Annotated in this window: 19 protein-coding genes and 1 tRNA gene; 4 read left to right on the top strand and 16 right to left on the bottom strand. The window is 63.8% G+C overall.

The genetic code is table 11. The features are described 5' to 3' along the window. Window positions 1-34: 34 nt before the first annotated feature. The 12 genes from INF32_RS05820 to INF32_RS05875 form a co-directional block, all read right to left on the bottom strand. Window positions 35-661 (bottom strand): hypothetical protein, encoded by a 627-nt coding sequence (locus INF32_RS05820; protein ID WP_226387421.1) that lies wholly within the window; start codon window positions 659-661, stop codon window positions 35-37. Beyond that, entirely contained in the window at window positions 661-939 is a 279-nt protein-coding gene (locus INF32_RS05825) for a hypothetical protein (RefSeq protein WP_226387422.1), read from the bottom strand. The genes INF32_RS05820 and INF32_RS05825 overlap by 1 nt, the downstream gene beginning before the upstream one ends. Before the next feature lie 7 nt (window positions 940-946). Continuing rightward, on the bottom strand, window positions 947-1,615 hold the full coding sequence (locus tag INF32_RS05830) for a hypothetical protein (protein WP_226388137.1): 669 nt from the start codon (window positions 1,613-1,615) through the stop codon (window positions 947-949). After that, window positions 1,603-2,574 (bottom strand): hypothetical protein, encoded by a 972-nt coding sequence (locus INF32_RS05835; RefSeq protein WP_226387423.1) that lies wholly within the window; start codon window positions 2,572-2,574, stop codon window positions 1,603-1,605. The genes INF32_RS05830 and INF32_RS05835 overlap by 13 nt, the downstream gene beginning before the upstream one ends. After that, the gene (locus tag INF32_RS05840; RefSeq protein ID WP_226387424.1) at window positions 2,571-4,445 is read right to left on the bottom strand and encodes a hypothetical protein; all 1,875 of its coding nucleotides are present in this window, start codon (window positions 4,443-4,445) and stop codon (window positions 2,571-2,573) included. Before INF32_RS05840 ends, INF32_RS05835 begins: the two co-directional genes overlap by 4 nt. After that, window positions 4,435-4,632 (bottom strand): hypothetical protein, encoded by a 198-nt coding sequence (locus INF32_RS05845; RefSeq protein WP_226387425.1) that lies wholly within the window; start codon window positions 4,630-4,632, stop codon window positions 4,435-4,437. Before INF32_RS05845 ends, INF32_RS05840 begins: the two co-directional genes overlap by 11 nt. Before the next feature lie 8 nt (window positions 4,633-4,640). Continuing rightward, window positions 4,641-5,156, bottom strand: coding sequence for a hypothetical protein (locus INF32_RS05850; protein ID WP_226387426.1), 516 nt, complete (start codon window positions 5,154-5,156; stop codon window positions 4,641-4,643). Window positions 5,157-5,177: 21 nt separating this feature from the next. After that, a tRNA-OTHER gene (locus tag INF32_RS05855) sits at window positions 5,178-5,246 on the bottom strand. 34 nt (window positions 5,247-5,280) lie between these two features. Then, window positions 5,281-5,814: a hypothetical protein gene (locus tag INF32_RS05860; protein WP_226387427.1), complete on the bottom strand. Its 534-nt coding sequence runs from the start codon at window positions 5,812-5,814 to the stop codon at window positions 5,281-5,283. Between the two features lie 196 nt (window positions 5,815-6,010). Further along, window positions 6,011-6,574 (bottom strand): DUF6633 family protein, encoded by a 564-nt coding sequence (locus tag INF32_RS05865; protein WP_226387428.1) that lies wholly within the window; start codon window positions 6,572-6,574, stop codon window positions 6,011-6,013. Continuing rightward, window positions 6,516-7,538, bottom strand: coding sequence for a hypothetical protein (locus INF32_RS05870; protein WP_226387429.1), 1,023 nt, complete (start codon window positions 7,536-7,538; stop codon window positions 6,516-6,518). The genes INF32_RS05865 and INF32_RS05870 overlap by 59 nt, the downstream gene beginning before the upstream one ends. Continuing rightward, window positions 7,496-7,792: an HU family DNA-binding protein gene (locus INF32_RS05875; protein WP_226387430.1), complete on the bottom strand. Its 297-nt coding sequence runs from the start codon at window positions 7,790-7,792 to the stop codon at window positions 7,496-7,498. Before INF32_RS05875 ends, INF32_RS05870 begins: the two co-directional genes overlap by 43 nt. Before the next feature lie 145 nt (window positions 7,793-7,937). On the opposite strand from INF32_RS05875, the gene INF32_RS05880 reads away from it, so the two are divergent. The 4 genes from INF32_RS05880 to INF32_RS05895 all read left to right on the top strand — a co-directional run bounded on the left by INF32_RS05880 (window position 7,938) and on the right by INF32_RS05895 (window position 12,714). Beyond that, window positions 7,938-8,540, top strand: a complete 603-nt coding sequence (locus tag INF32_RS05880; RefSeq protein ID WP_226387431.1) for a uracil-DNA glycosylase family protein — start codon at window positions 7,938-7,940, stop codon at window positions 8,538-8,540. Between the two features lie 32 nt (window positions 8,541-8,572). Beyond that, window positions 8,573-9,184: a DUF4923 family protein gene (locus INF32_RS05885; RefSeq protein ID WP_226387432.1), complete on the top strand. Its 612-nt coding sequence runs from the start codon at window positions 8,573-8,575 to the stop codon at window positions 9,182-9,184. Window positions 9,185-9,245: 61 nt separating this feature from the next. Continuing rightward, complete coding sequence (locus tag INF32_RS05890; RefSeq protein WP_226387433.1) at window positions 9,246-9,716, top strand: hypothetical protein; 471 nt, start codon at window positions 9,246-9,248, stop codon at window positions 9,714-9,716. 181 nt (window positions 9,717-9,897) lie between these two features. Continuing rightward, entirely contained in the window at window positions 9,898-12,714 is a 2,817-nt protein-coding gene (locus INF32_RS05895; protein ID WP_226387434.1) for a hypothetical protein, read from the top strand. A 73-nt stretch (window positions 12,715-12,787) separates the two neighbouring features. Here the strand turns inward: INF32_RS05895 and INF32_RS05900 are convergent, their stop codons facing one another. From INF32_RS05900 to gltB, 4 genes are all read right to left on the bottom strand, one after another. Then, complete coding sequence (locus tag INF32_RS05900) at window positions 12,788-13,255, bottom strand: nucleoside deaminase (protein ID WP_226387435.1); 468 nt, start codon at window positions 13,253-13,255, stop codon at window positions 12,788-12,790. A gap of 105 nt (window positions 13,256-13,360) precedes the next feature. Continuing rightward, window positions 13,361-14,764, bottom strand: a complete 1,404-nt coding sequence (locus INF32_RS05905) for a putative oxidoreductase C-terminal domain-containing protein (protein WP_226387436.1) — start codon at window positions 14,762-14,764, stop codon at window positions 13,361-13,363. 227 nt (window positions 14,765-14,991) lie between these two features. Further along, entirely contained in the window at window positions 14,992-16,884 is a 1,893-nt protein-coding gene (locus INF32_RS05910; protein WP_226387437.1) for an amidophosphoribosyltransferase, read from the bottom strand. Beyond that, on the bottom strand, window positions 16,881-21,380 hold the full coding sequence (gene gltB / locus INF32_RS05915) for a glutamate synthase large subunit (protein WP_226387438.1): 4,500 nt from the start codon (window positions 21,378-21,380) through the stop codon (window positions 16,881-16,883). The genes INF32_RS05910 and gltB overlap by 4 nt, the downstream gene beginning before the upstream one ends. Window positions 21,381-21,403 lie beyond the last annotated feature (23 nt).

A 21,403-nucleotide genomic window follows, 5' to 3' on the forward strand; every position in this document is an offset into this window, starting at 1 on the left:
CTTAAAATTCTTTCACCTCCGGCGATTTCCGCGCCTACGCATACGAAAGGCTTCCCCCGCCGCTCCGGGCGATATAGCTTTTTCCCACCAGGTCGTAGAGCATCGGCACCCCCTCCCGCAGGGCGGGCACCAGCTCCATGACCGGCACTCCCGCCTCGGTGATCCGGCAGCGGTAGAAACGGATGATCCGGCTGTAATAGCTGTGCGGCGCTCCGCCCTGGTTGACCGTGAAGAGGTAAATCGGCCACTTCGCCGTAAAACTCTGCGTCCCGATCACGGCCGAATACTGTCCGCAGAAATCGAACGTCCCGTCGCCCATCACCACCGTCTCCCGTCCGGAGGAGAAGCTCACCGATTCGTTGTTGAAAGCCCAGCCGCCCACCTTTCCCGTGATCTGGCCGCCCGCCCCGCTTCCCGTGGGCACGTAGCAGTACATCACGAACTGATCCGCCGACGAAGCCGAATCCCTCGATCCGAACAGGAACAGGCTCCGCAGGGAAGCATCGCTGTTCGGCAGAAGCTGGAAAACGAACTCCACCCTCGTCCGGGGCGTGGGCAGATACCCCGTATCGAAATAGCATCCGTCCGGCCGGAGCCACTCCAGCAGCTGCACCGCCTCTCCGCCCGGCGCAGCCAGCAGCCGTCTCTGCACGAGTTCCATCACACCGGATTTTGCGGATCGTAAACGATCTCGTGTTCCGTGAAACTCTCCACGATCCTCCCCTGCTCGACCCGGTACTGCGGCCGGTAATAGTACCCCGGACGGAACTCCACGGGTTCGGTCACCAGCTCCATCCAGCCGCACCTCCGCGCCGCCTCCGTATCCCGGTCGAACACCCGGTGCAGGTTCGAACAGGCTCTTCCGTCCAGCCACCCGTTGTAGGGGACCGGCATCATACGCACGCCCTCGGGCGTCATCCGCGCAAATCTCTTCTCCATCGTTCTCCTAACCTTTTTTGATTACCCCCACACACCACTGCTCCGCCTGCGGCTCGTAGGTGTAGATAAAGTCGTAATATCCGGCCTCCACCGTGGGCACTTCGCCCCCGTAAAACAGTCCGGCCCCCCAGTCGATCGTATAGTCGCCCTCCACGCAGGCGCAGAGCAGGATCGAATGGTCCGTCAGCGTATCCTCCGGCACGGGCGGCTCGAAAACAATGTCGTCCGCAACGACCACCCGGTAACGGCGGTCCGCCTCCAGCACCCCCTCGTACTCCCTGAGCCGCCGCTCCTCGGTCAGCGGAGCCCGCAGCTCCCCGATCTGTTCCGGCGTGAAATCCCCGAAGGTGAAGGGATCGCCCTTGTCTCCCTTGCCGCCCGCGGGACCTGCCGGTCCGGCAGGTCCCTCAGGCCCCGTCTCTCCCCTGGGTCCCTGCGCTCCGGTCGCCCCCGTCTCGCCCTTCTCTCCCCGGAGCGACAGCAGCCACTGTTCCGGAGTGCCGTCATACCCCTCTTCCACGGCCACCTCGTAGGCGCTCGCCCCCTGGTTCCCCTTGAGCAGCGCCACCGGCGTCTTCACGCTCCGGCCGTCGCCGTCCACCCCCAGGGCATAAAAACCCTCCAGCGTCTCCGCCTCCGGCAGCGCCGACACCTTGATACTCTCTACCATTCCCATCTTCCTTTACGAATTAACAATCTGATTCCTTTTCCCTCTTCCGTGACCAGTGGCGTCCCCTCTTCAGCCGCCAGCATCCACTCCCGCAGCTCTTCCGGCCACGAGGCGCACACCATCGTCACCGTGAAATGACAGTTCACTCCCCCTCCGGCCGTCTTCGCCTGCTGCACCTGTCCGTTCTTGTAGTAGCACACCAGCGACCGTCCCAGACAAGGCACGTAAAGCAGTTTTCCGCCCCGCTCCGGCCGGGCACCCCCTCCGGCCCGGGGCCGCACCAGATCGTGCAGCAGCGCCAGGTAATTGCGCCGGAACGAAGCCGCATCGGGAGCCTTCATGTAGCAGCCGAGCGTCACTTCGCCCGACTGGAAGCGCACCGTCTCCCCGTCGCAGATCAGTCCGTCCCGTCCGGCCAGATCGACCGACAGACTCTTTTTCGCCGCCGGCAGGACCCTCACCGACTCCTCCGTACCCTGCAACAGACGCACCCCGTAATGCGACAAATCCACCCCGTCGAGTTCGTACCCCTGCACGGGCACCCCGTCCCACATCCGGGGCGCCTCGTAACTGTACCCTTTCAGCGGCGTGTCGTCGTCCGCCAGTTTCAGCGTACACTGCTCCCGACCGTCGGCGAACTTCACCGCCGATTTCGACACCAGCCTCGCCCGGCGCACCCATCCGATCTCCCTGAACTCGAACGTGTGGTAGGCTTCCCGGGTCAGATCGCGGAACAGCGCCTCCATTCCCCGTTCGTTCACTCCGCACAGCGGCAGCGAAAACTCCGCCGAAGCCAGCGCCGGGGCCGAGAGGTCGGGTTCCGTCCCCTCCTCCTCCGGCCAGTCGTTCACCTTCACCTTCTTGAGCGGCGGCCACGTCAGCGGCCCCGCATATCCGCCTTCGCCCACGAACACGCCGTAACCTTCCCAGGCGTCGGCCCCGTCTATGTACATCCGTCCCTTCATCGTCTCAGCATCACACCTTTGTCCCTGATCGTCTCCAGACTCAGCCTCATCTGTCCCATGTCCGCCTCCATCGTCTCCAGCTTACGGCAGTAGGCCGTGTTCGATTCGATGCCTCCCAACAGCCGGAGCTGCTCCCCGCTCTGGAGCACCAGCTGCTTCATGTCTTCCGAAATCGACCACGTATGCCCCTGAATGGCCGTCACGCAACCGTTCAGCTCGTTCACGCTCTCCTGGCTGACCGCCTCGATACCCTTCGACAGCCCCCCTTCCTGCACCTTCTCGGGCGAAAGGTCGAACCCGTAGCTTCCGGCCAGTTTGTCCCACTCCTTCCAGAACTCCCCGGCCAGCCTCACCTGCCCCTCCATCTGCCCGAAGAAACCTCCCAGCAGGGCCTGCACGTCGCTGCCCAGCAGTTTCATGTCGTCTCCCTTGCGGTACACCTCCGTCAGGTCCTCCTGCAACTTATCGAACGACTCCTGGAAATAGAGCGTCTGCATCAACTGCTTCCCCAACCCTTCGAGCACCTTCACGAAACTGGCCTTCCACTCCTGCATGGCGTCCGTCCCGTTCGCAAAAGCCTTCACGATGCAGTCGCCCAGATCGTTGCCCAGATCGCCGAAGGTATCGGTCAGATACTCCTTGAACTGCTCCTCGGCCTCCTTCCACTTGTCGTACAGATCGACCACGTTCTGTATCTGCTTCTTGGCCTCGTCATTGAGCTGGTTGTTCGTCTGGAGCAGCACCCGGGCCGCCTCTACGTTGAACCCGCCCTCGAACAGCTCCGGATAGAGCTCCTTGAGCGTCTTGCTCCTTTCGCTGCGGAACCAGGTGCGGTGCCGGGTCACGATCCTGATGTTCTCCAGCTGGGAGTATTCGACCTCCTCGATCGGATTGGAAGCGAAGGGTCTGAATATCTTCCGCTTCTTCTTGGCGATACTTCCCTCGTACTTGTCGTGATACTCCTGCGCCACCTCCAGCGCATCGGCGGCCTTCTTCAGGGTGTCCGACCCGAAGGCGTTGGTCAGCTTCTCCCCTTCCAGCTTTTCATCCGCCAGACTGAGCGCATAGTCATGCAGAAACTCCTTCCTCTCCCGCGCCATCTGCGCCAGTGCCGCCCTTTCCTTGGCCTTGGCCGAGAATATGGCCGTCACCCCTTTGGTCACGGCCGAAAGGGCCGCTCCGATATAGTCGCCCGAAGCGGCCTTTCCCGCCACTTCGGCCACATCCGAAAAGGTCTTGCCGAAACTCTCCAGCCCCGCACTGCCCGTCGCCCGGCCGATCTGCTGAAACGCATCGCCCATCTCCTTGCCGTACGAGGCCACCGCCTGCGCCGCCTGCCTGGTCGACCCCTTGAGCAGTTTCAACTGGCGGTTGGAACTGTCCGTCACCTCGATGCTCTCCGAGGTCACCTTGTTCGTCTGCTGCTGCGCATCGGCCACCTCCTCCTCCGACCGGGCCAGTTTCCGGTTGGTGGCGATCTTCGTCTCGCTGACCTTGTCCTCGCCCTTCCCGTTCGCGGTCACCGAACGTATCCGCAGCTTGACCCGCTCGTAGCTCTCGGCCACCTGTTCGTAATTCTCCTTCAGATTGCGCAACTGTTCCGCATCGAATCCGAACCGGTCCGTGATGTCGTCCGCCGGGGTCTGCACCACGTAACTCATGGCCTCCCCGATCTGCCGGACCGCCGCCTCGGAGGAGCCGACCATCTCGCCCATCAGCCCCATCAGCGACTGTTTCAGCGCCACCACGTTCCGGGTCTCCTCCTGCGCCGTCCGTCCGGCCGTTCTCAGAATCAGCTTGATTCCCTCGGCCTCCTCCTTCAGCCGGTTGCGGTCGAAGGCCTCCGCCGACATTCCTGTATCATTGCTCATACTTCAACTGTTTCATGGCCTGCATAAAGCGGCCGAAATTCATTTTCCCGTTTCCGCGCCTCTTCTCCGCCCCGGAGGGCCCCTTCACGTCGTCGTAGCGCGGCAGTACGGAAGCGTAAAGGATCAAATTGGCGTAGCTCATCCCGTGGAGCACACGTTCCGTGTCCAGCCCGTAAGCCTTCGCCACGGCGGCCACTACCGCCCAGATGCTGTCGTTACCGTTTCCTTCGTCGGCCGGGTCAGGTTTACCTCTGCGAGGGAAACGGTAAGCCCGAAAAAAGCGGCTACCTCCATCTTCCCCAGCAGCCTCGCCACCAGCATGCCCAACTCCCGGGGCGAACAGCTCTCCAGCAGTTCCCGGGCCAGCTCGCCCTTGCAGTCCTGCGTCTGCCACACCCGGCGGCGGATCAGGCCGCCGAACCTTTTGCACACCACCCTGCGGCGCCGCTCCAGTCCCCGCGCTCCCAGTATGAGCACCGCCGCGATGTCCCCGAGCGCCCCGCAGTCCCGGGCTGTTCGCAGCACGTAGGGAAGAATATCCGTCTCTCCGTCCGTCTCCTCCCTCACGGGCAGGCGCGACACCTCGGCCGACACCCGGATAAGCGTCGCCACGGTCGGCGGCGCCACCCGGTAGCTCTTCCCGGCCACTTCCACCGTCTCCCACTCCTGCAGAATGGTCTCCGCCACTTTCTGTTCCACTGTCTTCTCCATACTTCTCTCTGTCGATTGATCTGGCGCCCGGAGCGGGATTCGAACCCGCCCGAAACCTCCGTTCCGCCGTCCGCCCGCAGACGTCCGGGCCGCGGCTGTCCTCCCCCGCCGCACGGGAAAAACGCTAAACCGCTGCGGCCACCACCCCGAAGTCGAACAGGTACCCGGCCTGTCCTTTCAGCAGACGGGCCGTACATTCGGCCGTAAAGCCTTTCTGCGAGGAATAGGCGGGCTTCATCGTCACCAGACAGCAGGGCGCCTCGAAGGTCTCCGAACCCGTCACCGAAGGATTCGCCAGTTTGAGACTGTACTTCTCCTGGGTGATGAGCGATTTGACCCGTTGTTTGCGGTCGTTGCCCGTACCGCTCACCTCCGTATCCCAGAACTTGCCGCGGGTCGCCTCCGAAGGCTTCAGCAACGTGAAGTTGATCGCCAGATCGGGCTCCTGCCGGAGCTCGTCGATCAGCTTGCCGTTGATGTCCTTGAGCTGATACACCGCGCCATCGGTCGTCTCGAACGAAAGCCCCTCCGCATCGATCGACCCGAGGTCCTCCAGCGTGGTACTCATCGCTCCGCTCTCGCCGGGTTTGCCCATCATCACATGCACGTCGCCCCACGAAGTCTCGGCCGTTTCGGTCGACAAAACATTTTCTGCCATTTTCTCTGATTTTTAAAAGTTTGTAAAAAAAGGTTTCTTTCCCATTTTGTTCCGGGACCGGGGGAGCGGCCCTTCATGCCGTCCCTCTCCCGGTGCGGGACACCTCCGTCCCGCTTCTCCGCCCTGCGGAGTCTCCATCCCGGCCGAACGCCGGGTCCGTTCTCTTCAGCAAATGTACGCCCCCCGGCAGGCGAAGTCAATACCCCCGTTCCGAATACCCCGGAACCCCCTGCGGCGCAGCGTCATTTTTTCCGTTTCCGTCCCGCAGCGAGGAGACGAAGGCCCTGAGCGACTCCGGCATCGGCACACAGTCCGCCCGCCGGCGTCCCTCCCCGCCTGCCGTCCTGCGCAGCAGCGCCTCCGCCCGCCGCACCAGCCGCTCCCGCTCCTGCATGAACCGCCGGAAAAACACCATCACCTTCAGGCCGTCCAGCGACCCGAAACACTCCCCGTAGGCACCTTTCTTCACCTCCCGGAAAAATTCGAACATCTCGGTGATCTTCAACCCGCTGCCCTCTTCGTAGAGCAGTTCGGCCAGTTCGACGATCTGCTCGGCCGTCATCCGCTGCTGGTTGCACGAATCGTTCAGTCCGATCACGTACATCCTCACCAGCCTCACGGCCACCGCCTCCCCGTGCGAACGCTCCACATCCGCCAACGCCGGAAAGGGCATCCTCACGCACATACCCAGTCCCCGTATCTCACGCCTCCTGCGCAGCTCCTCCATCCGGGGCACCGAGAAGGCCCGCGCCACCTCCATCGCCGTGGAGAACCGCTCCGCGAGCAGCCGCGGATAACTCTCCGAGCTCCCGCAGGAGCCTGCGCTTGGCCTCGTCCGTCGAGCCGTAACGACGCCCGTTCGTCTGATCTCTTCCATCTCCGTTTGCTTTGACCGTGTCCCGTTCCATCCATCTCTTCGCCGTCAGGTAGGCCGACCGGTTGCTGCGCAGCAGGGGCTGGTAATTGTGCATGGCCAGAAAAATATCCGCCACACGCTCCGCCCCGAACGCCGCCACCAACTCCGCAAACTGCCCTTCGGTCACCGGCTCCGCCATCCGGGCCGTCCGGGGCGCATTCCGCTCCACCCACCGGCAAAACCTGCCGAACCGCCCCGGCTCCCCGCCGCGAATTCCGTCCGCCGCTCCGCACTCCGTCCGGCCGGACTCCCCTCCACCGGCGTCCGGCCTTCCGCAGACCTTTCCCGGATCTTCCGGTCCGGCCCGCCGCTCTTCCCTCCGGGACCCCTCCTCCGGGGGATGCGCCGCCCCGGCCTCCTCTCCTCCGTCCTCTTCCGTTCCTCTCCTTTCCTCTCCGGCAGGAACGCTCCCGAACATTCCCGGCTCTTCCCGCCGCTCCGCACGCCTCACCCGGTCGATCACCTCCTGGGGAATCTTCGACCGCTGGGGCTTGTCGATACGCTCGCTCGAGAAGTCCATCATGAAGTAGCCTCTGCCCTCGTATGCAAAGGGTACGATCACGGAGTTCTCGCACAACTCGCGCAGCCAACCGCCCACCTGCTGCCTGCGAATATCCTCCCTCACGGGAAAAACCTTGTTCCGGATCAGCACCTCGTTGGCGACGATCACCCCCTGATCGTCCGCGAAGTTCTTCATACCGATGAAGAGCAGGAGCGCCGAAGGCGAAATCCGGGCCAGCCGTTCGTCCTCCCAGAACTCCGGGACTATCGACCGTATCCTGGGCATCGCTCCTCCACCTCCCTGCAAAATTCATCGGCCGGTCTGAACGCGGGCATCCTCCGCGCCGGAATCGCCACAGCCACCCCCCGGCCCATATCGCGTCCCCGGCGCGCCTTCCGCTCCCGGGGACAAAACGTCCCGAACCCGCGCAGCTGGACACTCTCGCCCCGGCCCACGGCCCCCTTCACCTCCGAAAGGAAATCCTGAATCACAACCGCCACCTGCTCCTGGGCAAGGGCCCTCCGGTACGCGATCCGCACCACCATCTCCTGTCTGTTCATCGCATCGTCGTCTTATTACCCGGACCCGCCTCCCCGGCCGGTCCGCACTGCATAGATAGCACCGCCCGCCCCGTTCCGTTTCCACAATTTCCGATTTTTCGCTATCTTTGTCCGTTGCAGCCTTCTGCGACAACCATTTCCGACCATGACACGACACGACGCCTCTCCCGCCCCCGAACTCCACCCCCTTCCCCCTTTCCTTCCCGCCGGAGCCCGGCTGCTCATGCTGGGCAGTTTTCCGCCGGCCCGCGAACGGTGGTCGATGGAGTTCTTCTATCCCAACTGGCAGAACGACATGTGGCGGATCATGGGCCTCGTCTTCTTCGGCGACCGCGACCGTTTCGTCCTGGAGGGCCGCAAGGCCTTCTGCCGCGAACGCATCGAACGGTTCCTCGCCGAACGGGGCATCGCCCTGGGCGACACGGTGGCCGAGGCCGTCCGCGAACGGGGCAACGCTTCCGACCAGTTCCTGAAAGTGGCCCGCCCGTTCGACGCGGCCTCCCTGCTGGAGCGGATTCCCGACTGCCGCACCCTCGTCACCACCGGCCAGAAAGCCACCGACACCCTGCTGTCGCTCCTGCCCGGCACCGCCGAACCGCCCGTGGGAGGCTTCTCTCCCTTCCTGTGGCACGGCCGTTCCATGCGCCTCTACCGCATGCCCTCCTCCTCGCGGGCCTACCCCAAACCCCTCGCCGAGAAGACCGCCGTCTACGAGACCATGTTCCGCGAAACGGGCCTGCTGCCCTGAACTCCCGAAATCCGAACCATTTCCATACGACCATGAAAAAAACACTTCTGCTGACCCTCGCCCTGCTGTCCGCGGCAACCGCACTCCGGGCCCAATCCCTGAAAGACCTGCTGAACTCCTCCGCCGTGAAAGAGGCCGTCTCGGCCCTCACGGGCAACCGGCTCTCGGCCGACGCCCTGCCCGGCACGTGGAACTACAACGCTCCGGCCTGCCGTTTCGAAAGCGACGACCTGCTCAAAAAGGCGGGCGGCAGCGTCGTCTCCTCCCAGATCGAAGACAAACTGGCGGACTACTACGCCAAAGCCGGCATCCGGAGCGGCTCGTTCCGTTTCGTTTTCGCCGCCGACAGCACCTTCTCCATCGCCTCCGGTTCGCGCACCCTGAGCGGCACCTACTCGCTCGACGAAGAGGCCCAGACCCTCGCCCTCTCGATCACCGCCGCCCGCACGGGCCTCCGGCTGGCCACCTTCAACACCCACGTCTCGCTCAGCGGCGAACGGCTCTCGATCCTCTTCGACGCCGACAAGATTCTCAAACTGGTCACCCTGCTGGCCAACGCCTCCGGCAGCAGCACCCTCCAGGCACTCGGCTCGCTCTCCGGCCAGTACGACGGCATGCAGCTGGGCTTCGAACTGCAACGGTAGACGGAAAGGATTTGCACGGATTTTGAGAGACGGAGGGTAAACCCCCTTATCTCTCGAAACCATGAAGACAAGACTTTCCCGATGGCTGCTCTGCGCGGCCGCCTTCCTCACGCTGGCCGCCTGCGACGACGACAAACGGCAGGAATCGCCGGACTACCCCTCCCAGGTTCCCGCCGCCGTCGCCCAAACGCTCGCCTCGCGCTACCCCTCCGCCCGCTACGTCTCCTCCGAGACCCTGCCCGACGGACGTCTCCTGGTGACCATCCGGGACGGCGACACGCAGAAAGAAGCCTACTTCACCGCCGACGACCGGTGGATACAGACCCGGTGGCCCGTGGCCGAATCCGCCTTGCCCGAGGCCGTCCGCAGCGCGCTGGCCTCCGACCCTGCTTTCGCGGGCTACACGTTCGACTTCTGCCACTTCGTGGAGTACCCCTCGGGCGTGAACGCCTATCGCATCAACCTGAAAAAAGAGGGCAGCCTCGACCTGGTCGCCGACCTCGCCCCCGACGGCAGCATGATCCCCGGCTGATCCGCCCCTCACTCATAAAAAAAATACCGGCTTTGCGAGCCGGTATTTTTATTTTTTAACTTTTCCGCAAAAATTTACCGAAAATATTTGCAAATCAACAAAGTCACATTTAATTTTATAGAACGGAACCCGGCGGTTCATCCGATCAGCACCTCCATGTCCACTCGGAAACCCAACCCGCATGAAGCACCTCTATCTCTTGTCCATACTGTTCATTCTGGCTGCCGTCCTCGATGCGGAGGGCCAGTCGTTCATCGTCGGCGACGACAACGCCGTGATGAGAAGCAGCACGGAGAAGATCACCCGCTACACGGAGATCAAGGGAGTCGTGATCGACTCCCTGACTTCCGAACCGCTGCGCGACGTGCTGGTTTCGATCCTCTCCCCCGAAATGGCCGTACGGCACTCGGGCACCGACGGCAAGGGCCGCTTCCGGTTCACCGACGTGAAGGCCGAAGGGCTGAAGATCGAGATCACCTGCCTCGGCTACAAGATCTACGCCGCCTACCCCGAATCGAGCGGCCGCATCCTCGACATGGGCAAGATCCGCCTCGGCCCCGACCCGCAGCACATCGACCAGATCACCGTCCGGGCACGCATGAGTTTCTTCACCATCCGGGGCGACACGGTCGTCTTCAACCCCAAGTCCGTCCGCACCCTCCAGGGCGACATGGCCGCCGACATCCTGCGCAAGATGCCCGGCGTGGAGATCGAAGGCGACCGGATACAGGTCATGGGCGAAAGCGTCGTCCGCACCTACGTGAACGGCCGCCCCATCTACGGTCCGGAGGGCAACACGGCCGTCAACTACGTCGAGGCATCGAACGTGGCCGCGATCAAGGCCTACGATGAGATCGACATGCGGGAATACGACCGCACGGGCCGCATCAAGCGGGAAAAGGTGCTGAACATCCTTACCTTCGACCTGTTCAGCCAGAACCTCACGGCCGACGCTTTCGTGAGCTACGGCGCCGACACGCGCAAAGACTCCGAAGGCCGCCTCCGGGAGCGCTACGCAGGCGGTGGCAACCTGCGTTTCTTCTCCGAGAAACAGACGCTGTCGCTGGACGCCTCGGTCACCAACACGGGTTTCGACCATATGCCCATGAGGGTCAGCGCCGCCTCGACCGCCTCCTTCAACTTCCTCCAGCCGGGCTACAACCGTCAGACGACCGCCGGCACCTCCTACCGCTACTCGAGGCCGATGGAGGAGGTGAAGATCACCCTCGAAGACGGCACGGAAACCGTCCAGAACCGGTTCGGCGACACCTACCGTTTCAGCTACCGGTACGACGACATGTTCAACAGCCAGTTCAGCGCCTCGCGCCGCGACTACTTTCCCGCCGCCGTCCTCTCCCGCATCGAGGGCGACACCTCCCGCAGACGGAGCCTCTCGCGGAGCCACGTGGCCGCCGTGAGCGGCAGCTTCGCCCGGTTCCCGATCTCCGACTTCTCGGTGGAACTCCGCACGAACGACGGCGAATCGCACCGTCTAGCCCGCACCTGGTCGGAAGCCGACGGCACGCTGCTCAACCGCTCGCAGACCGACTCCCGCTCCGCCTCGTCCCAATACAGCCTGAAGGCGAAAACCTCTTTCTACATTCCGGTCCGCTCCTCCAAAAGCCATCCCCTCCTGCGCGGCTATGCTTCGTTCACCTACGGCGACAGCGATCCGTCGGGCATACAGACCGACACGCTGCTCACCTCCGACCGCAGGATCGTCCTCACCACCTCCGGGTCGGACAACGACCTGACGGCCTCGGGCGACCTGGCCTATATGTTCCAGGTGAACCGGAAGATCAGCATGACCCTCCAGTACGGAGTATCCTACCAGAACACCGAATCGTCCAGCCTGGTGGCCGACTCCTTCTCGGGAGCCATCGACACGACCCTCACCCACGACTACACGGTCAACGAGACCCGTCACGGTTTTTCCCTGCGATGGGATCACCGGGTTTCGGACAAGGTGCGCTACACCTTCGATTTCAGCCCGGACTGGTCGGTCAACCACCGCGACGAGCGCTTTCCCTCGTCACAGCCGGACAACCGCCATTTTTTCCTGCCCAACCTGTCGGTTCAACTGTATCTCGGAGAAACATCGAACTTCTCGCTGTACTACAATCTTCACAGCATCGCCCCCCAACTCACGGATCTGCGCGACCGGCTCGACACCCGCTTTCCGCTCAGCCTCAAGGCCGGCAACCCCGAGCTGAAACAATCCTATACCCACAATATTGCGATATGGTACTATTCGACGAACGTCGAGACCCAAAGTTCCTACTCCGTCAGCCTGGAAGCCGACCTCTACCGCAATGAAAGCACCATACGGCAGACCTACTACACCGACAGCGTCTACCTGCCCCAATACCGGTACTGGGTGCAGCCCGGCGCCACGCTCACCGACCAGACCAACGTCAACGGAGCCTACTCGCTCCGCCTGAAGGCCGACTACTCCGCCCCGGCCAACTTCATGAAGTCCAAATTCACCTCCTCGCTGGAGATAGGCCACGGCCAGACACCCGACATCATAAACGGCCGGCTGGGATTCGTCCGCGACTTCACGCCGCAGCTCACCCTGGGCCTCGCCTCCAATTTTTCGAGCAAAATCGAAGTCAACCTGAGAACCCTGACCGGCTACCGCCTCTCGAAAAGCACGGAAAACGACACCGACCACGCCATCCGTGAGACGCTGGACGTGGGCCTCCGCTACAACCCCACGCCGAAAATCTTCATCAACAGCACCTACCAGTTCCACTTCTTCCGCAGTTCGCTGCAACCTTCGGCACTGACCCACAACCATATATGGAACGCCACCGTCGGCTGCCGCGTCTTCCGGAAGAACACGGGCAACATCAGCGTGACGGTCTACGACATCCTCAACCGGAACCGCGACCTCACCACCGGGATGACCTCTTCCTATGTCTCCCGGACCTGGCAGCAGCTCTTCTCCCGCTTCTTCACCGTGAACGTCAGCCTCCGGCTGAACCGGAAGAAATAGTCCCGATACGGCGACACGCCACCCCGGAGCCCCCAGGCAGGACGGGAACTCCGCACGCCCCCCCGGAAGCCGCTCAGTACTCCACCTTGTCCTCCTTCGCCTGCCACAGGCGGAAGGCCGACAGCGCCTCGTCCCGCAGCATCTCCGCCGAGGGAATCGTCCTGCGGTCGGGCGCCAGCGGAATCTGGTCGTAGATGAACGAATCGTCGAATCCGATCCGCGCGGCATCCTCCCGGTTGTTGGCGAAATAGATTCTCCGTATCCCCGCCCAATAGATAGCGCTCAGACACATGGGACACGGCTCGCAGGAGGTGTATATCTCGCAGTCCTCCAGCTTGAACCTGCCCAGCCGCTCGCAAGCGGCCCGGATGGCGCTCACCTCGGCGTGCGCCGTGGGGTCGTTGCGCAGGGTCACCGAGTTGGACCCCTCCGCCACGATCTCCCCGTCCCGGGCGATCACCGTCCCGAACGGTCCTCCGCCCCGCTCCACGCTCTCGCGCGAGAGGGCGATCGCTTTCCGCATCAATTCTTCTTTCGTCATAGGATATGTTTTTACGATACATTCCGTCCCGCACCCGGCCCCGTTCAGCGCAGTAAGGCGCACCGTTCCGTGCGCCTTACCCTCTGCCGTTCCCCGGAAGGAACGCTATTTCGTCTCACCGGCAGCCTTGGCCATCTCCAGCGCCTTGGTCGTGGTGTAGTATTTGGCCTTCATGTTGGCGATCTCCCACTCGGGCAGCTTGCCCTCCACCAGATACTGGAGATACTTCTCCGTCACCTGTCCGAAGTGCGCCTCGTGCCCCACATAGTATTTCTCGGGAATCACCACCTGCCACTCCTCACCCGCACGGGCGATCTCCAGACCGGGATACTCGCCGGCCAGCTTGGCGATGCTCTCGTTCAGCGTCTTCTCGAACTCCTCGTCCGACACGCCGCTCTTCTTCGCCACGTAGAGCATCGGCTTGTATCCCTGCTCGGCCCCCTGGCGGATCATCACGTCGGCATTCGAACCCTTCATCACCGAGTAGTGCGTGTCGCCCGCACCCTCCGGAGCCATGAAGTTCCACAGCACCACCACGCGCACGTTCACGCCGTCGAGCTTATAGTCGATCTCGCCGTTGGCATAGACCTTCAGCGTGTCGTTCTCCACGTCCTTGGCCAGGAAATCGGGATAGGTCTGCTTGCCCGACACCAGCTGGTACTGCTCCTTCGACAGCGGCGTGGCCCAGCGTTTGGCCCCGGTCAGCTCGATCTGCCGGGCCGGGTCGATGGGCTTCTCGCCCACCACGGCCAGCTGCACGAGGTCCACCAGGTGCGTGGTCACGTCCACGATGCCCTCGCCCTGCTGCTCCACGTCGAAATACCACTGCGGACGGGTCAGCGGCTGGCCCGACACGTATTTGAAGAAGTGGTGCACGCTCTCCTTCGTGATGGCGGGGTCTTCCGGCGTACCCTTCTGCAACTCGCCGAAAAGCTCCGGAATGTTGGCCAGTTCGCGCTGCAGGGCGTTGGTCACCTCGTAGCGCTCGGTCATGATGTCGTAGAGCAGCACGCCGTTCTTCTGGGCAGCGGCGAACGCCTCCTCCAGTTTCCTGTAGTTCGCGGCGTCTATGGCCATCGGCTTGTCCGACAAGACGTTGATTCCGGCCTCCACGGCGCCTTTGATATAATCGGTCTTCTTGCCGTTGTTTCCGGCCAGCACCAGCACGTTGCCGGGCTTCTCGGCGATCATCTTCTCGTAGAAATCGGGACCCGTATAGACGATTTCGTTCCACGTGGTGGGATTCTCCTGCCGTGTATTGTAGTTCTCGATACGTCCCAGGTGCATCTGCACGTCTTCGCCCTCGGGCGCGAACACATAGACGTCGGGGTCCACCTGCGGGTACATGTTTTTCTGCACGAGCGCGGCATGGAAGTGCCCCGGATCGAGGGTCATCAGCTTCACCTCGCCCGCGCTGCCGTCGAACCGGCTCTTCTTGGGGCTCTGCGAGCAGGAAACCGCCACGGCCGAAGCGCAGGCCACGAAGGTCAATAATGTCAGGTTTTTCATAACGGGTATTTTTAATGTTAAGGGTTAATATTCCGTTGTCCGGACAGCGTTCCGTCCGTTTCGCAAAGATAAGAATAAAACGGGATATTCACCCCCCCCCGGACGAACAAGACCGAAATTTCCCCGATCCGACGTTTTCTGAGGAACCCCACGGCCCGGCCCCGCACCGGGAAAGGGATTCCGGAATCTTCCGGAACCTTCGCGGACCTTCCCGCACCGCCTGCCCCCTACCGTTTCAGCGGGTTTCCCTCGTACCAGTTCATATAGGCCCGGCACACGAGCCGCACCCCGCCGGGAGTGGGATAGTCGCCCGAAAAATACCAGTCTCCGCCGTGGTTCGGACAGGCCCTGTGCAGGTTCTCCAGACTCTGGTAAACCACCGACACGGGACACCCGCACCCCTCGGGCGTAATCATCCGCGCGATCCTCTCCGAGATTTCCCGGTCCGTAAAGGGCGCGTAGATCTCCTTCACGTAGTTCACCGGCCGCACCCGGGGCTCTTCCGCCTGTCTGCGGCACTTGAGGTACACCTCCCGCGGCACCTCCTCCCGGCCCGATTCGCGGAGTAGCTCCACGGCGGCCGCGAAGGCGATGAACTCTCCCATGCGCGCCATGTCGATGCCGTAGCAGTCGGGATACCTCACCTGCGGCGAGGAGCTCACCACCACGATCCTGCGCGGGGAGAGCCGCCCCAGAATCTTGACGATGCTGCGCCGGAGTGTGGTGCCGCGCACGATGCTGTCGTCGATCACCACGATGGCGTCCTCGCCCGGAACGACCGTTCCGTAGGTGATGTCGTACACGTGCGCCGCCAGATCGTTGCGCGTGGAGCCCTCGGCGATGAATGTCCTCAGCTTGATATCCTTCACGGCCAGCTTCTCCGTCCGCACCCGGTGGGCGAGAATCTCCGCCACCCGCTCCCGGTCGGGCCGCTCCAGCGCCGCGATGCGTTCCGCCTTGCGCCGGTCGAGCAGGGCGTTCAGCCCCTCCGTCATGCCGTAGTAGGCCACCTCGGCCGTGTTGGGGATGAACGAGAAGACCGTGCGGTCGAAATCCCCCTCCACCTCCTCCAGGATCGGCCCGGCCAGCAGCCGGCCCAGCTCCTTGCGTTCACGATAGATGTCGCGGTCGGTCCCCCGCGAGAAGTAGATGCGTTCGAACGAGCAGGGCGTGGGCCCCACGGGCTCCGCGATCTGCGAAAGCCGCACCTTTCCGGCCCGCGTGACCACCAGCGCCCCGCCGGCGGGCAATTCCTTCACGGCCTCCGTCTCCACGTTCAGCACGGTCTGGAGCACGGCCCGTTCCGAAGCCACGGCCACGATCTCCCCGTCGGCGTAATAGTGGGCCGGACGGATACCCCACCGGTCGCGGAACACGAAACTCTCGCCGCTGCCCGTCGCCCCCACGATCACGAACCCTCCGTCCCAGCCCGCGGAGGCCCGGCGGATCACCCCCTCGATGTCCAGATGCTCCTCGATGCGGCGGTTGAGCGCCTCCCCTCGCAGCCCTTCGGGCCGGAAACGGTCGTAGAGCCGCTGCACCTCCGCATCGAGCAGGTAACCGAGCTGCTCCAGGATGATGAACGTGTCGGCGTTGTGCCGGGGATGCTGTCCCCGCGCCACGATGTCGGCCAGTATCTCGTCCACGTTGGTCAGGTTGAAGTTTCCCGCCACGCAGAGGTTGCGGCTCCGCCAGTTGTTGCGCCGCAAGAAGGGGTGCGTGTAGGAGATGCCCGACCGTCCCGTCGTGCTGTAACGCAGGTGTCCGAGGTAGATCTCCCCCGCGAAGGGCAGTTCCCCGTCCTCCGGCGTCCCGCCCCGCTCGGCGAGGAGGGAGGCCCGGTACTCCTCCATCGCCCGGTGCACTCCGTCGAACACCTCGCCGATGGCGCCCGTTCCCAGCGCCCGTTCCCGGAACAGATACTCCTCCCCCGGACGGGCCCCGAGCTTCACGCAGGCGATGCCCGCACCCTCCTGTCCCCGGTTGTGCTGCTTCTCCATCATCAGATAGAGCAGGTCCAGCCCCCGGAAGGAGGTACCGTATTTTTCCCTGTAATAACCGAGGGGTTTGAGCAGCCGGATCATAGCGATCCCGCACTCGTGCTTGATAGCGTCGCTCATTCGGATTTTTCTTTTTTCGCCGCGTTCAACATCGCCCCGTATTCCGACGGCATCACCTTCAGGAAACGGGGCAGAAATTCGCTCCACCGGTCCATCATGCGCCGGGCCAGCGGACTTCCCGTATGGTAATAGTGGGCACTCACCAGCCCGTGCAGCTCCCTTTCGTCCCCGGGCTCCTCCACCGGCAGCAGTTCCACCATCTCCATGTTGCAAAAATAGTCGAAATTTCCCTCCTTGTTCCACACATAGGCCACTCCGCCGCTCATTCCGGCCGCGAAATTGCGCCCCGTGGTCCCGAGCACCGCCACGCGGCCCCCGGTCATGTACTCGCAGCAGTTGTCGCCCACGCCCTCCACTACGGCCGTGGCCCCGCTGTTGCGCACGCAGAAACGTTCGCCCACCCGGCCGTTGATGTACAGTTCGCCCGAAGTGGCCCCGTAGAGCAGCGTGTTGCCCGCGATGATATTCTCCTCCGGGGCGAACGACGCACGCTCCGGCGGCACCAGCACCAGCCGTCCGCCGCAGAGCGACTTGCCCACATAGTCGTTGGCGTCGCCCTCCAGCCGGAACTCCACCCCGTGCGGCAGGAACGAGCCGAAACTCTGTCCCGCCGATCCGCGGAAGGTGATGCGGATCGTATCCTCCGGCAGCCCCTTGTCTCCGTACCGGCGGGCGATCTCGCCCGAGAGCATGGCACCCACAGACCGGTCGGTGTTGCGGATCGGGAAGTCCAGCTGCGCCGCCAGCCCCGACTCGACGGAGGGGGCGAGCATGCCGACCAGCGCCCGGTCCATCACCTTGTCGATCCGGTGGTCCTGCACTCCCGTGCACCTCACGGCCCGATCCCCTTCCGGCCGCCAGAGCAGCCGCGAAAGGTCCACCTTCGCCGGCTTGCTTCCCTCGGGATAGCGACGGGGCACGAGCAGATCGGCACGGCCGACCGCCTCGTCCAGCGTCCGGAATCCCATCGAAGCCAGTTCCCTCCGCACCTCCCCGGCCACGAACCGGAAATAGTTCACCAGATGCTCCTTCCGGCCCCTGAACTTCTTCCTCAGCGCCTCGTCCTGCGTGGCGATCCCCGCCCCGCAGACATTGGTGTGGCAGCGGCGGCAGAGCACGCAACCCATCGCCACCAGCGCGGCGGTCGAAAAACCGAACTCCTCGGCCCCGAGCAGCGCGGCCACCACCACGTCCCGTCCGGTCTTGAGCTGGCCGTCCGCCTGGAGAGTCACCTTTCCCCGCAGATCGTTGAGCACCAACGTCTGCTGCACCTCGGCCAGCCCCAGTTCGAGCGGCAGTCCCGCATGGCGCACGGAACTGAGCGGACTGGCCCCCGTACCGCCTTCGGCCCCGCTGACCACGATCAGGTCGGCCTTCGCCTTGGCCACTCCGGCGGCGATCGTTCCCACACCGCCCTCGCTCACCAGCTTCACGCTGATCCGCGCCTCCGGATTGACGTTCTTCAGGTCGAAAATCAGCTGGGCCAAATCCTCTATCGAATAGATGTCATGGTGGGGCGGCGGCGAGATGAGCGTCACCCCCGGCACCGCATGGCGCGTACGGGCGATCATGCCGTCCACCTTACAGCCGGGCAACTGTCCGCCCTCGCCGGGCTTGGCCCCCTGGGCCACCTTGATCTGTATCTCGTCGGCACTCACCAGGTACCGGGCATCCACCCCGAAGCGGCCCGAAGCCACCTGTTTCACCGCACTGCGGGCGGAACTCCCGTCGCGCCGGACCCGACACCGGGCAGGGTCCTCCCCACCCTCGCCCGTGTTGCTCCGGCCACCGATCGCGTTCATCGCCACGGCCAGCAGTTCGTGCGCCTCGCGGCTGATCGAACCGAACGACATGGCACCCGTCACGAAACGCCTCATGATCGCCTCCTCGGGCTCCACCTCGCTCAGATCGACCGGCGACTGCCGCACCTCCAGCATATCCCGCAGGAAGACCGGCTTTTCCCGTCCGTTCACCAGCGCGGCGAACTGCCCGTAGCGCTCCGCATCGCCTTCCCGCACCGCGGCCTGCAGAGCCGCCACGACCTCCGGCGTCCAGGCGTGTTGCTCCCCGTCCCGCCGGTAGGCATAGTCGCCGGAAGGGGCCGGCTCCGCCTTTTCGTCCGGGGGGCCCGAAAAAGCCTCCGCATGGGTGCGGATCGTATCGGCGGCGATCTCCTCCAGCCCCACGCCCCCGATGCGGGAAACCATCCCGTCGAAATAACGCCCGAGCAACTCCTCGCCCAGTCCCACGGCCTCGAATATCTTGGCACCCCGGTAACTGCGGACCGTGGAGATGCCCATCTTGGAAATGATCTTCTGCAATCCCTTGTTGACCGCCCGAATGTAGTGGCTCTCGGCCCCCGGGAAGTCGAGCTGCACACGTCCCCGCTCCACCAGGTCGCACAGCACGCCGAAAGCCAGATAGGGATTCACGGCACTGGCCCCGAACCCGATCAGCAGAGCCACGTGCATCACCTCGCGCGCCTCGGCCGTCTCGACGATCAGGGCGGTCTGGGCCCGTTTGCGCTGCCCGATCAGGTAGTGGTGCACGGCCGACAGGGCCAGCAGGGAGGGCACGGGCGCATGGCCGCCGTCCACCCCGCGGTCGGAAAGGATCACGTAGTTGTACCCCTCGTCCACGGCCTGCCCGGCCCGGCGGCACAGATCGTCCACGGCCCGTTCCAGCGCCCCGGCTCCGCCCTCCGGATCGAAGAGCATGGGCAGGGTCAGCGTGTGGAACCCCTTGTAGCGCAGGTTGCGCAGAATGTCCAGATCGCGGTTCGTGAGCACCGGGCTGGGCAGTTTGACCACCTTGCAATGATCGGGCGACGGATGCAGGATATTGCCGCCGATCGCCCCGATGTAGCTGGAAATCGACATCACCATCTCCTCCCTCAGCGGGTCGATCGGCGGATTGGTCACCTGCGCGAACTGCTGGCGGAAATAGGCGAACAGACGCTGGGGACGCTCCGACAACACGGCCGGAGGCGTGTCGCACCCCATGGCGCCGAGCGGTTCGGCCCCGTCGCGGGCCATGGGCAGAATCACCTGTTCCACGTCCTCCTTCGAATAGCCGAACGCCCGCAGCATCCGCCCGTAGTCGGGCACACGGTGCCGCACCTTCCGCCCCGAAGATATGTCGCTCAGAATCACCCGGTTCTTCTCCAGCCAGTCCCGGTAGGGATACTCCCCGGCCAGGCGGGCCTTGATCTGCGCGTCGTATTCGATGGTTCCCGTCTCGGTGTCCACCATCAGAATCTTTCCCGGATGCAGCCGCCCCTTCTCCCTGATCCGCGCCGGATCGACATCCAGCACGCCCGTCTCCGAGGCCACCACCATCATTCCTCCGTCGGTGATGAAATAGCGGGCCGGACGCAACCCGTTGCGGTCGAGCATGCCGCCCGCATACCGCCCGTCCGAGAAGAGCAGCGTGGCCGGTCCGTCCCAGGGCTCCATGAAAATGCTGTGATACTCGTAAAAAGCCTTCAATTCGGACGAAATCGGGTTCTTGTCGTTGTAGCTCTCGGGCACCAGCATCGCCAGCGCGTGGGGAAGGCTCATGCCGCTGGCCACGAAAAACTCCAGCACGTTGTCCAGCGTGGCACTGTCGCTCATACCCGGCTGCACGATGGGACAGAGCTCCTCCATCGGTCCGAGCCTCTCGGCCCGCAGCACGCTTTCGCGGGTGGTCATCCAACTGCGGTTGCCCCGGATCGTGTTGATCTCCCCGTTGTGGCCCAGCATCCGGAAAGGCTGGGCCAGCTCCCACGTCGGAAAGGTATTGGTCGAAAAACGGGAGTGCACCAGCGCCAGCCCGCTCGTGAAGTAGGGATTCTGCAGATCGGGGAAATAGTGGCGCAGCTGGGGTGAGGAGAGCAGTCCCTTGTAGACCAGCGTGCGCGTGGAAAGGCTCACCACATAGAGCGGCGACGCCCCCTCCAGCGCGGGCGAGGCGGCGAGCGCCCGCTCGATACGGCGGCGCACCAGATAACTCCGGCGCTCCAGATCGGCCTTGTCCTCGCCGCCCGTAACGAACAGCTGCCGGATGTCGGGCTCCGTCCGCGCCGCAGCCTCTCCCAGGATTTCCCGGTTGACCGGCACCCGGCGCACGTGCATCAGCGTCAGCCCGGAAGCCTGCACCACCTGCTTGATCACTCCCAGCGCCACGGTGGCCAGCGCCCCGTCGCGCGGCAGGAAGACCAGCCCCGTGGCGTAACGCCCCTTCTCCGGCACGGGAATCCCCTGCAAGAGAATGAATTCATGGGGAATCTGCACCATGATCCCGGCACCGTCCCCCGTCTTGTTGTCGGCACCCTCGGCCCCGCGGTGCACCATATGTTCCAGCACCTGCAGGCCGTTTTCGACCACTTCGTGGGTCTTCGCCCCGCCTATATCTATGACAAGGCCCACCCCGCAGCCGTCCTTCTCGTACTCCGGATCGTAGAGCCCCCGCTGTCGGGGGGCTTTTCCTACGGTATCGTCCCCTCTCATATCCATGATCTTCCTTCCGTTCGCGTCAT

Source organism: Gallalistipes aquisgranensis (assembly GCF_014982715.1).
GTDB lineage: Bacteria > Bacteroidota > Bacteroidia > Bacteroidales > Rikenellaceae > Gallalistipes > Gallalistipes aquisgranensis.

Coding starts and splice junctions, on each gene's coding strand:
- INF32_RS05900 (WP_226387435.1), bottom strand. CDS start 13,255: ATGACGAAAGAAGAATTGATGCGGAAAGCGATCGCCCTCTCGCGCGAG.
- gltB (WP_226387438.1), bottom strand. CDS start 21,380: ATGGATATGAGAGGGGACGATACCGTAGGAAAAGCCCCCCGACAGCGG.
- INF32_RS05895 (WP_226387434.1), top strand. CDS start 9,898: ATGAAGCACCTCTATCTCTTGTCCATACTGTTCATTCTGGCTGCCGTC.
- INF32_RS05850 (WP_226387426.1), bottom strand. CDS start 5,156: ATGGAGAAGACAGTGGAACAGAAAGTGGCGGAGACCATTCTGCAGGAG.
- INF32_RS05835 (WP_226387423.1), bottom strand. CDS start 2,574: ATGAAGGGACGGATGTACATAGACGGGGCCGACGCCTGGGAAGGTTAC.
- INF32_RS05865 (WP_226387428.1), bottom strand. CDS start 6,574: ATGGAGGTGGCGCGGGCCTTCTCGGTGCCCCGGATGGAGGAGCTGCGC.
- INF32_RS05875 (WP_226387430.1), bottom strand. CDS start 7,792: ATGAACAGACAGGAGATGGTGGTGCGGATCGCGTACCGGAGGGCCCTT.
- INF32_RS05880 (WP_226387431.1), top strand. CDS start 7,938: ATGACACGACACGACGCCTCTCCCGCCCCCGAACTCCACCCCCTTCCC.
- INF32_RS05825 (WP_226387422.1), bottom strand. CDS start 939: ATGGAGAAGAGATTTGCGCGGATGACGCCCGAGGGCGTGCGTATGATG.
- INF32_RS05885 (WP_226387432.1), top strand. CDS start 8,573: ATGAAAAAAACACTTCTGCTGACCCTCGCCCTGCTGTCCGCGGCAACC.
- INF32_RS05820 (WP_226387421.1), bottom strand. CDS start 661: ATGGAACTCGTGCAGAGACGGCTGCTGGCTGCGCCGGGCGGAGAGGCG.
- INF32_RS05890 (WP_226387433.1), top strand. CDS start 9,246: ATGAAGACAAGACTTTCCCGATGGCTGCTCTGCGCGGCCGCCTTCCTC.
- INF32_RS05840 (WP_226387424.1), bottom strand. CDS start 4,445: ATGAGCAATGATACAGGAATGTCGGCGGAGGCCTTCGACCGCAACCGG.
- INF32_RS05910 (WP_226387437.1), bottom strand. CDS start 16,884: ATGAGCGACGCTATCAAGCACGAGTGCGGGATCGCTATGATCCGGCTG.
- INF32_RS05905 (WP_226387436.1), bottom strand. CDS start 14,764: ATGAAAAACCTGACATTATTGACCTTCGTGGCCTGCGCTTCGGCCGTG.
- INF32_RS05860 (WP_226387427.1), bottom strand. CDS start 5,814: ATGGCAGAAAATGTTTTGTCGACCGAAACGGCCGAGACTTCGTGGGGC.
- INF32_RS05830 (WP_226388137.1), bottom strand. CDS start 1,615: ATGGGAATGGTAGAGAGTATCAAGGTGTCGGCGCTGCCGGAGGCGGAG.